The 15,516-nt window shown below is 59.1% G+C and carries 12 protein-coding genes; 4 read left to right on the top strand and 8 right to left on the bottom strand.

From position 1 onward, the window contains the following. Positions 1 to 12: 12 nt before the first annotated feature. Both fahA and hmgA read right to left on the bottom strand, forming a co-directional pair. Complete coding sequence (fahA, locus tag ACA041_RS04265; RefSeq protein ID WP_497440013.1) at positions 13 to 1,317, bottom strand: fumarylacetoacetase; 1,305 nt, start codon at positions 1,315 to 1,317, stop codon at positions 13 to 15. A 3-nt stretch (positions 1,318 to 1,320) separates the two neighbouring features. Continuing rightward, the gene (gene hmgA / locus ACA041_RS04260) at positions 1,321 to 2,625 is read right to left on the bottom strand and encodes a homogentisate 1,2-dioxygenase (protein ID WP_497440012.1); all 1,305 of its coding nucleotides are present in this window, start codon (positions 2,623 to 2,625) and stop codon (positions 1,321 to 1,323) included. A gap of 163 nt (positions 2,626 to 2,788) precedes the next feature. Between hmgA and ACA041_RS04255 the strand changes: the two genes are divergently transcribed. Next, the gene (locus tag ACA041_RS04255) at positions 2,789 to 3,577 is read left to right on the top strand and encodes an IclR family transcriptional regulator (RefSeq protein ID WP_497440011.1); all 789 of its coding nucleotides are present in this window, start codon (positions 2,789 to 2,791) and stop codon (positions 3,575 to 3,577) included. Here the strand turns inward: ACA041_RS04255 and ACA041_RS04250 are convergent. The 3 genes from ACA041_RS04250 to ACA041_RS04240 all read right to left on the bottom strand — a co-directional run bounded on the left by ACA041_RS04250 (position 3,570) and on the right by ACA041_RS04240 (position 9,447). Further along, entirely contained in the window at positions 3,570 to 6,122 is a 2,553-nt protein-coding gene (locus ACA041_RS04250; RefSeq protein WP_497440010.1) for a helix-turn-helix transcriptional regulator, read from the bottom strand. The two genes, ACA041_RS04255 and ACA041_RS04250, sit on opposite strands and share 8 nt — an antisense overlap. Before the next feature lie 141 nt (positions 6,123 to 6,263). Continuing rightward, positions 6,264 to 7,631, bottom strand: a complete 1,368-nt coding sequence (locus ACA041_RS04245; RefSeq protein ID WP_497440009.1) for a DUF1329 domain-containing protein — start codon at positions 7,629 to 7,631, stop codon at positions 6,264 to 6,266. 22 nt (positions 7,632 to 7,653) lie between these two features. Next, positions 7,654 to 9,447, bottom strand: coding sequence for a DUF1302 domain-containing protein (locus ACA041_RS04240; protein ID WP_497440008.1), 1,794 nt, complete (start codon positions 9,445 to 9,447; stop codon positions 7,654 to 7,656). 605 nt (positions 9,448 to 10,052) lie between these two features. Between ACA041_RS04240 and ACA041_RS04235 the strand changes: the two genes are divergently transcribed. From ACA041_RS04235 to ACA041_RS04225, 3 genes are all read left to right on the top strand, one after another. Further along, positions 10,053 to 10,820, top strand: a complete 768-nt coding sequence (locus ACA041_RS04235; protein WP_497440007.1) for an N-acetylmuramoyl-L-alanine amidase — start codon at positions 10,053 to 10,055, stop codon at positions 10,818 to 10,820. 410 nt (positions 10,821 to 11,230) lie between these two features. Further along, positions 11,231 to 12,274: an S-type pyocin domain-containing protein gene (locus ACA041_RS04230; RefSeq protein WP_497440006.1), complete on the top strand. Its 1,044-nt coding sequence runs from the start codon at positions 11,231 to 11,233 to the stop codon at positions 12,272 to 12,274. Continuing rightward, entirely contained in the window at positions 12,271 to 12,528 is a 258-nt protein-coding gene (locus ACA041_RS04225; RefSeq protein WP_497440005.1) for an immunity protein, read from the top strand. The genes ACA041_RS04230 and ACA041_RS04225 overlap by 4 nt, the downstream gene beginning before the upstream one ends. Before the next feature lie 56 nt (positions 12,529 to 12,584). Here ACA041_RS04225 and ACA041_RS04220 read toward each other — a convergent pair whose 3' ends face one another. From ACA041_RS04220 to ACA041_RS04210, 3 genes are all read right to left on the bottom strand, one after another. Then, positions 12,585 to 13,496 (bottom strand): SDR family oxidoreductase, encoded by a 912-nt coding sequence (locus ACA041_RS04220; RefSeq protein WP_497440004.1) that lies wholly within the window; start codon positions 13,494 to 13,496, stop codon positions 12,585 to 12,587. Between the two features lie 294 nt (positions 13,497 to 13,790). Continuing rightward, entirely contained in the window at positions 13,791 to 14,693 is a 903-nt protein-coding gene (locus ACA041_RS04215; RefSeq protein WP_497440003.1) for an alpha/beta fold hydrolase, read from the bottom strand. Further along, positions 14,693 to 15,475, bottom strand: coding sequence for a class II aldolase/adducin family protein (locus ACA041_RS04210; protein WP_497440002.1), 783 nt, complete (start codon positions 15,473 to 15,475; stop codon positions 14,693 to 14,695). Before ACA041_RS04210 ends, ACA041_RS04215 begins: the two co-directional genes overlap by 1 nt. Positions 15,476 to 15,516: the final 41 nt, after the last annotated feature.

Here is a 15,516-nt window from a genome sequence, read left to right as displayed (position 1 = left end):
GAGCCGCTCCTCTTAGCGCGCCGGCAATACTTTGCCGCGGCATTCGCCGAAACCGATGGAAGCAAAACCGTCGCGGCTGCAACGGGCGCGCAGGATGATCTCGTCGCCGTCCTCGAGGAACTTGCGCACCTCGCCCGACGCCAGTTCGATCGGCTTTTTGCCGCCCTCGGTGATTTCCAGCAAGCTGCCGAACTGACCGTTTTCCGGTCCCGACAAGGTTCCCGAACCGAACAGATCACCGGCCTGCAGCTGACAGCCGTTGACGCTGTGGTGCGCGACCAGTTGCGCCACGGTCCAGTACATGTGTTGAGTGTTGCTCAAGGTCAGGCGATGGGCCGGCAGGTTCTGCTCGCGCATGGCTTCAGTGAGCAGCAGCACTTCCAGTTCGATGTCGAAGGCGCCAGCGGCCTGATCGCGTTTATCCAACAGGTACGGCAGCGGTTGCGGATCGCTTCCAGGACGCACCGGCTGGGCACGACGGAACGGCTCCAGCGCCTCGGCGGTCACCACCCAAGGCGAAATGCTGGTGATGAAACTTTTCGACAGGAACGGCCCCAGTGGCTGGTATTCCCAGGCCTGGATATCCCGCGCCGACCAGTCGTTGAGCAGGCAGAAACCGGCGATGTGATCGGCGGCGTCGCCGATGGCGATGGAGTCGCCTATCTCGTTGCCCTGGCCGATCCAGATGCCCAGTTCCAGCTCGTAATCCAGACGGGCGCAGGGGCCAAAGGTCGGTTCGGTCTGACCGGCCGGCAGGGTCTGGCCTTTCGGACGGCGCACGTCGGTGCCGGACGGGCGAATGGTCGAGGCGCGGCCGTGGTAGCCGATCGGCACGTACTTGTAGTTCGGCAGCAGCGGATTGTCCGGGCGGAACAGTTTGCCGACGTTTTGCGCGTGCTCGATGCCGACGTAGAAGTCGGTGTAGTCATTGATTCTTGCCGGCAGCTGCATCTCGCAATGGGCCGCCAGTGGCAGCAACTTCGAGCCTTGGGCTTCGATCTTGCCGTGCAGGGTGCTGCCCTCTTGCAACAGCTCCAGCAGACGTTCGCGCAACGCAACTCGTGCTTCGCGACCCAGTTCGAAAAAGGCGTTCAGCTGGCCGCCACGGGTGGCTTCGACCGCCGTTTTTGCAGCCCCCTCGAACAGACCCGCATCGAGTGCCGCTTCCAGATCGAAAATATGCTCGCCGATGGCCACGCCACTGCGAGGTGCCGAGCCCTTTACAGTGAACACGCCCAATGGCAGGTTTTGCAGCGGGAAATCAGCGTGGCCGTTGGCGGAGGCAACCCAGCTACGAGTGATGGAAGTCTGAGTCATGGGTTATCTCCGGGTCGGGTCGAAAGTGGCGGGCAGCGTGGCCCAGCAAGCATCGTAGGTGGTTTGCAGTTGCGGGCAGTCCAGGGCGAAACGGCTCGGGCGCAGCACCTGGCTGGTCTCGAACATGAAGGCCATGGTGTTGTCGATTTTCGCCGGAGCGAGCTCGGCGTTGATCGCCCTGGTGCAGGTCTCGCCGTCCGGGCCGTGGGCGCTCATGCAGCTGTGCAACGACGCGCCGCCCGGCAGAAAGCCTTCAGCCTTGGCGTCGTATTCGCCCTGGATCAGGCCCATGAATTCGTTCATCAGGTTACGGTGGAACCACGGTGGACGGAAGGTGTTCTCGGCCACCATCCAGCGGGGCGGGAAGATCACGAAATCGAGGTTGGCCAGGCCGTGCACGCTGGTGGGCGAGGTCAGGACGGTGAAGATCGACGGATCCGGGTGATCGAAACTGACTGTGCCTATGGTGTTGAAACGGCGCAGATCATACTTGTACGGCACGTTATTGCCGTGCCAGGCGACCACGTTCAGCGGCGAATGATCAAGCTCGCAACCCCACAACTCGCCGAGGAATTTCTGCACCAGGGGGGTCGGTTGCTTGAGGTTTTCGTAATGGGCAACCGGGGTCAGGAAGTCCCGCGCATTGGCCAGGCCGTTGCTGCCGATCGGTCCCAGATCCGGCAGGCGCAGCGGCGCGCCGTGGTTCTCGGCGATGTAGCCGCGGGCTTGCGGGTCGAGCAGTTCAACGCGAAATTTCAGGCCGCGCGGCAAGACGGCGATTTCCAGCGGTTCCAGGTCCAGTACGCCGAGTTCGGTGGCGATGCGCAGGCGCCCCGATTGCGGCACCAGCAACAGTTCGCCGTCGGCGTTGAAGAACACCCGCTCCATGGAACGGTTGGCACGGTAGCTGTAGATGCTGATCCCGGCCGGTTTTTCCGCAGCCGAATTGGCCGCCATGCTCACCAGCCCGTCGATGAAATCGGTGGGCTCGCTCGGCATATCCAACGGGTTCCAGCGCAGCCGGTTGGGGGTCACTTCACCCAGCGGGCCGCCGGCCAATTGCCGGTCCAGCTTTACGAATGCTGGGTGATTGGCCGACGGCTGTATGCGGTACATCCAGGTGCGCCGCGCTTCACTGCGGGCCATGGTGAACGCCGTGCCGGAGAACAATTCGGTGTAGAGGCCATACGGGGCTTTTTGCGGGGAGTTCTGGCCGACGGGCAATGCACCTGGCAAGGCTTCGCTGCTGAATTCGTTGCCGAAGCCTGACTGATAAGCCAGCGCTGGCGCCGTTGAATCGAGGTTCATGGAGCCTCCTGAACAGAGAGTAGGCAGTGCCCTTTCACTCGATTGAAGAGGTCTTGGCACATCGGGTTATTTTTATCGTAATTCAATTACGCATAACGTAATTTGATTGGTATTGACCGTCAAGCTATAAAGACGTCCATTTGTAACGGGACCAATCACCTCCATGAGCAGCGAAAGTAACGGTAAACAGAAAGTCCGCTCGGCCGAGGTGGGTACCGACATCCTCAAGGCGTTGGCGCAGTTGTCACCTTCGACGTCCCTTTCACGGCTGGCCGAACACGTGCAAATGCCGGCAAGCAAGGTTCACCGCTATCTGCAGGCCTTGATCGCCAGCGGGTTTGCCGAGCAGAACACCACCACCAACCATTACGGCCTGGGCCGCGAAGCCTTGCGCGTCGGGTTGGCTGCCCTGAACAGTATGGACGTGCTGAAAGTCGCCGCCCTGCCCTTGGCCGAGCTGCGCGATGAACTGAACGAAACCTGCTTTCTGGCGGTGTGGGGTAATCAGGGCGCAACCGTGGTGCATATCGAGCCGGCGGTGCGCGCGGTGACGGTGGTCACGCAATTGGGCTCGGTGCTGCCATTGCTCAGTTCATCGACCGGGTTGGTGTTCGGCGCTTACCTGCCCAACCGTGAAACCGTGGATTTGCGCGAGCAGGAACTGCAAAACGACGACGCTCACGCCCTTGCCGACGATCAGGGCTATGAAACCCTTTTCGGGCAGATCCGTGAGCGTGGCTTGCATCATGTGCACGGTTTGCTGATGCCTGGGGTCGATGCGTTGTCGGCACCGGTGTTCAATGCCGTCGGGCACGTGGCGGCGGTGATCACCATTGTTGGCCCGGCCTCCCTGTTTCATGCCGACGAAAACGGACCGGCGGCGCAGCGGTTGCTGGCGGCGACACGGGCCGTGAGCTGGCGGATGGGGTATGAGTCGCCCGCCCTCAAATAACAATTCCCAGTACCTTTGCCCGGGCCACAGCCTGGGTTCGACGCTCCACCCCCAACTTGCCATTGATGCGGCGCGCGTGGGTTTTCACCGTGTGCAAAGAGATAAATAACAGATCGGCAATTTGCTGGTTCGAGTTGCCCTGTGCCACTAACCTGAGCACTTCGATCTCACGTTGACTCAGTCGGTTGCGGGCGGTGGCCATCTCCTGCGGATCATTACCTTCAGCCCGCCCGATGGCCTCCAGCAACCGTGGCTGGCGCAACTGCAAATCGCGCAAGGCCTGTTGCAGGTTACAACGCTGGATCAGTGCCAAGCCTTCCTGCAACGATTGCCGGGCTCCTGCCGGGTTGTCGCTCAGCCAGGCAACTTCAGCCAAAGCCAGGTGCAATTGCGCTTGCAGTCCCGACATCCCACGCTGGCTGGCCCACTGCAATAGCGCCTCAAGCCGGGCCGAGGGCATTTGCTCCTGTCCCAGGTAAACCTCGGTCAGTACCAGCAGATATTCCAGGCCTGGAATCAGCTCCAGCGTTGCCGGTGGGGCCTGACGCGCATGCGGGCCATGATAGTGGCGCAGCACCCGGGTCAGGGCTTCGTGAGCCAATTGCGGCCGTCCCTGCTGTAGCCAGAAATGACAGCTCATTTGCAGCAGAACACTGCGGTACACCGTGTCTGGAATGCGCCGTTGTTGCATCAACCGTTCGGCGTCACGCAGCAGGACGAAGGCTTGAGCGTAATCCAGCCGATTGGCCGCCAGTTGTGCCAGGCCGAGGAACCCGTACAGCACTCGTTTATCCTGATTGCGCAGGCAGATCTGCAGGCCGGTCTCGAAATACGTTGCCGCCTGCACTTCCCGGCCCTGACTCAAGCTCAGCCGCCCACGACGCAGGGCAATCCGCCCCAGCAAGGGTTCGGCGAGCGGTTGCTGCCGGGCGAGCAGGCCGTACATGTTGGCGAGCAACTGCTCAGCCCTGTCGCACGCCCCGCGTTGCTCGAGCAACTGCGCGTGATCGAGCTCCAGCAGCCCCTCAAACACCAGCGAGCCTTGCGCCCGGGCCAGGCACAACGCCTCACGGTTGAGCGCCTGTGCGACCTCAAGTTCGCCCCGGATCAGCGCCTGTTGCGTCAAACCGGACAGGCACATCAGCCGGACGGGCCAGAACTGCGGTCCCAGTTCACTGAGCGCTTCGAGAAAGTGTGCCCGGGAAGCGCTCATGCGCCCCTGCACATGCAGCAACCAACCTTGTTGCGCTTGCCAGCGGGCGATCAATTGCCGCTGCAGGAACGCTGACGACTGAGGATTGAAACGGGACAAATGTTCGATGCATTCACCCGCCTGCTCAAAGCGTCCGGCAAACAACAAGGCCGCGGTGATCAGCCCGACCAATTGTGGCGAGCCGAGCATCAGGTCCTCACCTTGTTGCTCGTGCAATCGCAACAGCAGCACCACGGTCTGCTCATGGAACAGATGCTCGAAACTGAAATGCTGCAACAGGCTGACGGCGACCTCGAACTCTTCGGCCAGCAAGGCGTGTTCGAAGGCGGCCTTCCAGTCCAGTTCGGCGGCGAACCACTGGCAGGCACGCCGATGCCAGGAGCGCCCGGCCGGCCATTGCTCTTCACGCATCAACCGGCTTAGGGGAGCGAATATCTGCAGCCAGTCTGTCGAGTCTTGCCAGGGCTCAATGAAGCAGCCCAATGCCTGCAGCGCGCTCAAGCATTGGGCACCCTCACCCGCACCGAACAGGTGATCGCAGAGCCGGGCATTGAAGCGTGGCAAGTGGGCCAGCACCCGCCAGGCTTCAGCAAGCTCCGGGGTCAGGTTGGCGAAGAGCTCATGGTCGAGGTAATCGTGCAGGGTATCCGGCCGAACCTGGAGTGTGTCGTTGCGTGACCAATCGCATTTTTGCAGCAGTGCGATCCGTACGCCGGCGCACCAGCCACCACTGCGCTGGAAGATACTCTGGGCAACTTTCGCGGCCTGGGCCGGCTCCAGGTGTTGCAACAACTGTTCGATTTCAGCTTGATCGAACGCCAGCGTGGCGCGCTCGCAATCGTACAGGTCGTCATCCAGTAGCAGCCGTGGCCAATTGCATTGCGGACGGCGCCGACCACTCAGCCACCAGGTGACCATCGGGCTGCTGATGGCCAGCAACCGGTCGAGCAGCACATCCAGTTCCGGATGGGGAGAACGGCAGTAGTCATCGAGAAACAACCAGGTCGCTGTCTGTAGTCGCGCCAGATACTCTAGTAACGCTGGCTCATCCGATGCTGGCAGCCCCAGGGTTTGAGCCAGGCGCTGGCGAAAATCAACCACACTGATCGGCTCTCCCGCCAACGGCAGCCAATGCACCTGACAGTGCGCGGGCGCCTGCAACAGGCATTCGACAAGCAGCGCACTCTTGCCACTACCCGCGGGTGCGCAGAGCAATCTCACCCGCGCCGTCGATGCCAGCAGGGGGTCGAGCAACCGACCGCGAGACAGATGGTGGCAAGACAAACGGGGCAGGAGTCCAGGACGGTCCAGACACAGCGTCATGGCAGTCATAGTGGTGCGCCTTTTTATAATTGTGGCGCCACCCTAGCCCTGTCCTCACAACATGTTGAAGAAGTATTCAACACACTGATCAACCCCTATAAAAAAGGTGACCTTATGTCACCTTTTTCTGTAGGAGCACTGTAGGAAGGATTACCTCACCCCCGTACTCCGCAAGGCTGCTGGCGTGTAGTCTCCCGATTTAGCAGCGACACCGAACTCGAAGCTGCGCTTCTCCTCGTTCTTCATCCCCAGCGCAATGTAGCGACCGGCGATCAGGTCATACAGCGCTTCAACGGTATAGGCCGGGACCTGGTGATCGTAGTAGAACTGAGCGTGCCCTTCGGCGACGCGCCAGAGCTGGCCACGTCCGTCGTAGTGATCGGCCAGCGCCACCTGCCAGCTGTCTTCATCAATGTACATGTGACGCTTGGCATAGACGTGCCGCTCGTTCGGCTTGACCGTAGCGACCACCTCCCAGACCCGGTGCAACTCATACCGGGTCAGGTCCTGATTGATGTGCCCGGCCTGGATCACGTCGGTGTACTTGAGTTTGGGTGAGTCGAGCTTGTAGCTGTTGTACGGGATGTACATTTCTTTCTTGCCGATCAGCTTCCAGTCGTAGCGATCAGGTGCACCGGAAAACATGTCGAAGTTGTCGGTGGTCCGCAGCCCGTCGGACGAGGTACCCACGCCGTCATAGGCGACTTGCGGCGCACGTCGTACGCGTCGCTGTCCGGCGTTGTAGATCCAGGCCTTGCGCGGTTCCTGGACTTGGTCGAGGGTCTCGTGCACCAGCAACACATTGCCCGCCAGCCGCGCCGGCGCGGTGACTTCCTGCTTGAAATAGCTGAGCACGTTCTCATCGCTGCCCGGTTTCAAATCCCCCAGCAGCGAGGGCACGGCGACCTCATCCTTGAAGCGGATGACCGTGAAATCACCATTGGACTGGGGTGTTGCCTGGGTGATGGTGCGACGCAGGTTGCCGCCGTGATAACGGGTGACGTGGTTCCAGATCACCTCGACGCCATTCTTCGGAATCGGAAAGGCGTAATAGCGATTGCCGGTGAAATTGGCCAGGCCGTTACCGTCGTTGATCGGCGTCACGTTCAAGGCGCTGCGTTTGGCCGACTCGTTGATGTCCGCTGGGACGGCCACGGTACGGTGGGTTGGATACACCGGGATCTTGTAGGTCTCGGGATAGCGCTTGAACATCGCTATCTGGCCATCGGAGAGCTTGTCCTTGTACTTGTCCACCGTCGCGGCGGTGATGGTGAACAGCGGCTTTTCATTGGCGAACGGGTCGGCCAGAAAACCTTTGCTGTCCACCGCACCGGCGTTTTTCGGCAGGCCACCGGTCCAGGCCGGAATCGAGCCGTCGGCGTTGCCGGCCTTCTCGCCACCCAGTGGGGTCAGGCTGGTACCGAGTTTGTTCGCTTCTTCCGGCGACACCGCGGCCATCACGTTGGCAGCCAACAGGCTCAGGGCCAGGGCGCCGCATTGCAGAATCATCTTGCGCATTGAAATTATCCTCTCAGCCAAATCAGAAGTTCACGCCAAAGCTCAACGCCATGAAGTCGCGATCTTCCAGGGTGTTGTAGTCACCGCCGAAGAAATCGGTGTAACTCAAGCTCGCGGTATAGGTGTTGCGGTAGTCGGCATCGACGCCGACGCTGATCGCCTTGGCGCCTTCGTTGAACAACCCGTTGGGGCCGTAACCGGCGACGTCATGGGACCAGGACAGGTTGGGTTTGAAGTTGATCCCGGCGATGACGTTGTTGTAATCCAGGATGGCGCGGGCGCGGTATCCCCAGGAGGTGGACGTGACGAAACCGTCGGTATCACCACGGAAACCGTATTGGCCATACACTGAGTCGCGGCCATAACGCAGCCTGGAGCGACCTTCCAGCCCACCGACGTGAACGACGGCCGCCTCACCCACCAGGGTCAGCCGGTCCGCACCCATCACCTGGTCGATGAAGTGGGTCAGGGTGCTCTGGATCTGCGTCACTTCCTTGCGCCGATAACCTTTGTTGTCGGCCCCCGGCGTGGTCGCGATAGGCGATGCCGCGCCACCGGCGATCGGGTTGAGCAGCGCCAGCGTCAGGTCGGTGCTGTTGATCTGCACCGGAGCGTTGGGTCGATAGCTGATCTCGCCGGTCCATGCGGTGCCGGTAGGCAAGGTGGTGGAGAAGCTCGCGCCGTAGAGGCGAATGTCTTCCGGGTATTCGAGGTAGTACTGGCCGCGACCGAGCATCACACTCTGAGCCAAGGCCGAACCCGTGCCGGGTGCAATCGCGTTGGCGGTACCGACGATGGCCGGGATCTGTGACAGCGTGCCCAGGCCTGCGGTCGTGGTTCCGACATTCGGCGTGCGGCTGTGGTAGTTCATGAAGTACAGACCGTATTCGGTGTCGTCGCCCAACCAGCGCAACGCCGTGCCCCATTGCCCGGAGTCGCGGGCGTCGCGGTCACCGCCGCGGGGAACAATCACGCCTTCCCTGCCGACCTGGAAACCCTGGCCAAACGCTGCGGCGACCGGTTGCAATGGCGCGATGGCCGGGCTGGCCACGGTGTATCCCGTGGTGCAACCGTCCGCCGCCACGTCACCGCCGAAAAAGGTGCCGCAGTTGTCGAGAACGGTCTGGTCCCACTCCAGTTGATAGAAGCCTTCCACCGTGAGTTTGTCGGTCAGGCCCTGGGAAGCGAACAGCATGTTCACCGGGATCAGCCCTTCCTTGATCTCGGCACCAGGGCGACGGAACGCCGAAACGTCGACCGGGTTGATGCTGTTGATCGAGTTGCCGATGAAGGTGCTTTCACCCCAACTGACCACCTGCTTGCCGGCACGCACAGTGCCCGGCAGGTCGGCAATGGAATAGTTGTGATAGACGAAGGCATCGAGAATCTGCGCGCCGGAAGACTTGGAGCCTTCCTTGCGATTGTGGTCGCTGATCGGCTTGAATTCGCGATCCTCGTCCTTCAATTCGAAGTCGTACCAATACTTGCCACGGACGAATACCCCGGTGTCGCCGTACTTCAGTTCGAGATCGTGAATCCCCTTGAAGATCTTCGAAAAAGTCTCGCCTTTCTTGAAGTTCAGCCGCCCGTCATCACCGGTCGACGCCTGGCCGGTCCCGCCATTGACGGTGCCCACCAGCGACTTGTCGGCATCGCGCATGCCCCAGCTCGCGCCGACGGACAGGGAGGAGTCGAAGGTCCCCTCGATTTCGCCAACGTTGAATGAAACGGCCTGCGCCTGGGCACAGCACCCCAAGGCTACCGCGGCGGCCAGCGCCTGCGGTTTGAAGATGGCGCGCATTGTTGTTTTTGTCATGCGTCTTCCCCGGTGAGTGACAGAAGGCCACACCCTACTGCTGCATGACGGGACCGATAAGCGCACCAAGGAGGTATTCGTGGTGTCGCTCGAAAGGATGAATGGCCTTGGGAGAATGGGGTTTGCCAGGGACATGGATGAGCTGGATGGAGGGTCATCAGCACAGGGCATGGCGCAGCGGCGATGGGTCAGCAACTGTTACCCAAACCGCAACAGTGCATGTCGTAAAGTGCTATTTTTCCTTTGCGGACAAAGGCTTATTCTAAGCGGGCTTTCACGGCAAACCGCCTGAAAGCACAGAACCAATGGCCGGTGATCGATCCCTTCCATTGGTGACGAATTCAGATGAATTGAAGATTTCGACTCATCGCCCCGTGTTCACTGACGTTGATTTGTTGCTCCTTGATCCAACGTCTTACTTTGGCCGCTGCGTTTGCAGCGGCCTTTTTTATGGGCGAAACTTTTCCATCGCCTACGTGACTTTCGGAAAGTGACTACATGACTCTGTAAACATGTGAAGCACCCAATGCTTGAAGTTAATAGCAGCCAACGTTCATTTGCAATCGTGCGCTGCCGTCAACTTTATTCATTAAGAGTACGCTTCCATGATATCGACTGATTACAAAAATACTCACTGCACAAAAAGCTTTAAAAATCAGATACAATTTCTGATCTTTCACTATACAGCCGGCAACTTTGCCAGTTCGCTAAAAGTGCTGACCGGCCCGGATGTCAGCGCCCATTATCTGGTGCCTGACATGACGGACCAGAGCTACATTAAAGCAGACCATACCGGGCAGAAAGTTTTCAACCTGGTCGACGAAACCATTCGCGCCTGGCATGCGGGCGTCAGCCGCTGGGGCGAACGGATTTATCTGAATGACGCTTCCATCGGCATGGAAATCGTCAACCTTGCTTCTGACAACCAAGGCAAGTTCAATTTTCCGCCCTATCATCCAGCGCAGATGGCAGCAGTTGAAGCGCTGGCATTGAACATCCTGGAACGCTATCCGGATATCAACCCCACTCATGTCCTGGGCCACTCCGACATTGCGATCGGTCGCAAGAGTGACCCGGGACCGCAATTTTCCTGGCATGCCCTTTACCTGAAAGGTATCGGTGCCTGGTTCGACCAGGACACTCGAGACGCATGCCTGCAGCAATACACCAAGTCCGGCATTCCCGCCCGAAGCGAGCTTATCGAATTATTCAAGACTTATGGGTATGACGTTTCCGGAGCGACAACCGAGCAAGGCTTCATGCACCTTGTTCGGGCATTTCAGCTGCACTTTCGACCAGAAAATTATGACGGAATTATGGATGCGCATACGGCGGCGAATCTGGTGGCGTTGGTTCGTAAGTATTTTTCTTGATAAGCATTCAATTGGCCACGGAGTTCACTGCGGCCTTTTTCCAGTATTTTGATGGCAGCGATAGCAACAGCAACTGCTATACAGTCGATCCTACAAGAGATTTCCTATGGCAGTGTAAGAAATTTATTTTTATGGGAGGGGCAATATCGCTCTCACTCAAGACTTGTGGAAACATCCTTCAGAACTCAAAGTAAAGCCTTACATATCTCTCAGACCCATCACTATAAAACTTGATATAAATTTTAATAAGCCGATCAACATCAACTGGCTAAAGCACACCAACAAAATCACATGTCAAATTTCGCAAAAAATCAAAAGGATATGAATATGCGAACGCCACTTGGGCCACCACCGTAGCGGCGGGAGCCGTCTCTACCAGCACGGCGACCACCCTGGCCATCCAGACCAGTTTGCGCGCAGCCGTCAAAGCTGTGATTGCGGCAGCGGCAGCATCGGCAGGTGCGGTTGTTGGCGGGTTTGCCGCGCTGCTGTTGCCCTCGCCGCTGGGTAACAGTGACCTCTACACCCTGAGCGTGCCGCTAACGGACCTCACACCCCACGCCCCCCATGACTTGCAGGCGATTGCCGAGGCCAATGGGGAGATCGCTCTGCCGGTAGCTGTGGGCTCCAGAACTGTGGGTAACACAACGGAGTTCTTTGTCGCCGCCACAAACGGCACGACGGTGCCGGCCAAAGTGCCGGTGCGGCTCGCCGCTTTCGATCCAGGCCTGAACATCTACAAGTCCTACAACCCGGATGTGCCATCCATTGGCATGACCTGGACGCCGATTGTAACGCCTAACGATGCGTCCACTACGTTGCCAGCGGACGAGCAGAAAATTGCTGTCTATGACGGCGCCACCGTGACGGCACTGGAAGGAAGGCTCGATGAGTTTCCGGAGTTGGACTTATACAGCTTTGGTGGCTTCATCAATGTTTTTCCAGCTGATTCGGGTATTCCACCTCTTTACATCGTGTTCAACAGCCCATATGAGGGTGCAACTGTCAAAGGTAAATACAGTGAGCGCGATTTCAACCCGGAGCAAGCGGGTGGACCTATTCTTCATTTGGACTGGCGTACAGCAGTGCTCACCCGGCAAGGAATTGATTTAGTTAAACTGCATATTGCGCGACTCGATCAATCTGATGCCAATGAAGTGATGATTCAGCGTCTAGAAAACATACTGAAAGGCGCGTTGGATATATCCGATACAGATCGACGGTACTATACTCATGAAATTCGGGAACTGGAAAGGTTCAGAGCCATGGGACTGAGTGACAAATTCAAACCCGAAAAAGACTCGCCCAGCTGGAACAATGCGCACACCGCAACACTTGAGGATTACAAGCTGCAAGACGTCGAATCATTGCTCTACACCAAAGAAGCCATCACGGCGGCCGACCGACAGGATGAGCTGTTTTTTAGAAATCTTTTAAAAGGAGTTAATCAATGAGTGTAGTTGAGCAGATTGTAAAAAATGAAACAGTGGAAGATATCCTTACTGTTTTCGCCCTTGGATCCGCAATTCCTTCACTGGACAGAATGTTTGGTCGTTATCGGCATGAAGTAATAGAAAGTGGTGAGTTGCTAAAAACCTACGCAAGGCTATTTGAAAAAGGCGTACTGGCTAATGGCGATGGCCCGATCGCCGTGAAAGGTCCCAACTGGAAAGCTCCTGCCTTCTTCGTAGAGCAACGATACGTCTAATACGCCCCTGCAATAACTACCAAGCTGCTCGCCCAGCGGCTTGGTAGCCTCAGCTCCTAAATCGAATACCTCTGCAAATTCCCCATCATCTCCTTCAGCGCCTCAATATTGTCCTTCGGATGCACCGCCCCTTCAAAATCACAAATCTGCTGCCAATGCGCCGCCACGTCTTCCGGCGAGAACCCCACCCGTGGATCAAACCCGGCGCCCAGGCTGCGTTCCCAGCGGACCTTGCCCATCCAGCCGCCACCGACTTCAAACAGTCCTGACGTTTCCTGGCAGTTTTCGCTGGCCAGGTACACCACCAGCGGGCTGACCAGTTCCGGTTTGAGTTGTTCGAAGACTTGCGGCGGGATCAGGCCTTCGGTCATGCGGGTGCCGCCGGTGGGGGCGATGGCGTTGACCAGGATGTTGTTCTTGCGGCCTTCGATGGCCAGGGTGCGGGTCAGGCCGTAGAGGCCGAGCTTGGCCATGCCGTAGTTGGACTGGCCGAAGTTGCCGTAGATGCCCGAGGTCGATGCGGTGAAGATCACCCGGCCGTAGTTTTGCTCGCGCAGATGCGGCCAGGCGGCGCGGGTGACTTTGTAGGCGCCTTCGACGTGGACCCGGTAAACCAGGTCCCAGTCGCCGTCTTCCATCTTGTGGAAGGTCTTGTCCCGCAGGATCCCGGCGTTATTGACCACGACGTCGACCCGGCCGAACACGTCGAGGGCGTGCTGGACGATTTTTTCGCCGTCGGTGACGGAGTCATGGTTGGACTCGGCAATGCCGCCCGCCTCGCGGATTTCGGCCACCACGCGGTCTGCCGCCGAAGCGTTTGAGCCTTCGCCCTGGGTCGAGCCGCCGAGGTCGTTGACCAGCACTTTGGCGCCTTGCTTGGCGAACAATAGCGCATGCGCCCGTCCCAGGCCGCCACCCGCACCGGTGATAATCACGACTTTATCTTCGAAGCGCACAGACTCGTTCATTGGGGGACTCCAGCAGGCCAGGGACAATGGGGCCGAGTGTCAGGCACGGCGATGCTGGTCACAATGAACACGGGGGAGGCTGAATGGTGTGCGATAAGGCTGAGGGATGATGAGTGCGCTGATGGGCTGCAAAGAACCTGTGGCGAGGGAGCTTGCTCCCGCTCGGCTGCGCAGCAGTCGCACCCCCCTATGAATCAATGTACCTGACTCGCCTCATTGAATGGTTCGGGGCTGCTTCGCAGCCCAGCGGGAGCAAGCTCCCTCGCCACAACAGCTGCTTTGCCTCAGTAGAAATCAGGAACACGCCACCTTGCGCGGCGGCGAAAGCTGCTGATCGCGAAATTCCAGATAGTGCTTGAGCACCAGTCCCGGCGCTTCGGTCTGCGGGTAGTGGCCGATGCCAGGCAACAGGACCGTGTCCGGGTTCGCGATCAACTCCCGATAGCGCTCGACCATGTGCGCCCCGGAGACCGGATCGACCTCGCCATCGATCACCCGCAGCGGCACTTCACCGCGCTGCATCGCACCGACCCAGCGCTCGCGCTGCACTCGTCGCTCGGGGATATAGGCGATCAACTTGTGCAAGACCCGTGTCCCGTGATTGCTCTCGACCAGGCTCCAGAAATCATCCATCTCGCTTTCGGTGGGTCGGCTCTGCGGACCGAAGACCTGCCGGAAACTCTTCACCAGGCCGTCCCGGGAAAAGGCTCGCCCGATCATCCAGCCCAAGGGGCTGAGCAATAGTTTTTGCATCAGTACCGGGCGATGGGTTTCGGGGAACAGGCCGCCGTTGAGGAATACGCAGCTGGCGATATGAGCGCGCGCTTCGTAATGCCTGGCCAACAGTTCCTGGGCGACACTGTCGCCATAATCGTGGGCGAGCACATGCACCGGCTGCTCGACGTTCAAATGCGCCAGTAACGCCTGCTGCAGATCCGCCTGCTCGAGCAGGCTGTATTCATGGTCCTGCGGTTTGGCGGAGTCGCCAAAGCCAAGCATGTCGCAGGCAATCACCCGATACCGCTGGACCAGGGGTTGCCACAGGTAATGCCAGTCCCAACTGGCGGTCGGGAAGCCATGGATGAGCAACAGCGGCTCACCCTGCCCCGCCGTCCAGTAACGGATGGTCTGGCCACGGAATATCAACGTTTGGGCGCGCTTGCGCCAGACACACAGGGGGATCTCGGCGAGAGGCATCAGAGTTTATAACCCGTGTCCAGTTTATCGAGTTTGCGCAGCAGCGCTGGCCAGGCCAGCGCGCCACCCATGCCTTGAGTACTTTTGGTGACGCCGGCGATCATGGCCTTGGCGCCCGCCAGAACCTGCGGTTCGATGGCAATCAGCTCGGCGCCACCGTTCTGCGCCAGCACCTGGATATCGCAGGCGCGCTGGAAGTTGAACATCATCAGGAAGGTGTCGGCGATGGTGCTGCCACAGGTCAGCAGACCGTGGTTGTGCAGCATCAGGAAATTGTTGTCACCGAGGTCGGCTTGCAGTCGGGCTTTCTCTTCATGGTTCAGCGCGACACCTTCATAGGCGTGATAAGCCAGGCTGGACAGGACGAACAACGATTGCTGGCTGATCGGCAACACGCCTTGCTTCTGCGCCGACACCGCAACGCCGGCCGCCGTGTGGGTGTGCAGGACGCAAACGACATCATGACGCACTTCGTGCACGGCGCTGTGGATGGTGTAGCCCGCGGGGTTGATCTCGTAGGGACTGGCCATCAGCTTGTTACCCGCCTGATCGACCTTGACCAGGCTCGAGGCGGTGATCTCGTGGAACATCAGCCCGAACGGGTTGATCAGGAAATCTTCGGTGCCCGGCACTTTGGCCGAAATGTGCGTGAAAATCAGGTCATCCCAGCCATGCAGGGCGACCAGACGATAGCAGGCAGCCAAGTCGACGCGGGTCTGCCACTCGGCGGCACTGACCTGGTCTTTGACACTGGGGGGCGATTGCACAGGGGTTACGCTCACGGCAAGGAACCTCGGTTTTTTTATTATGGAGTGTTGCCAAT

The sequence above is a fragment of the Pseudomonas sp. LBUM1676 genome (assembly GCF_059695605.1).
This window is presented reverse-complemented; position numbering and strand designations above follow the sequence as displayed.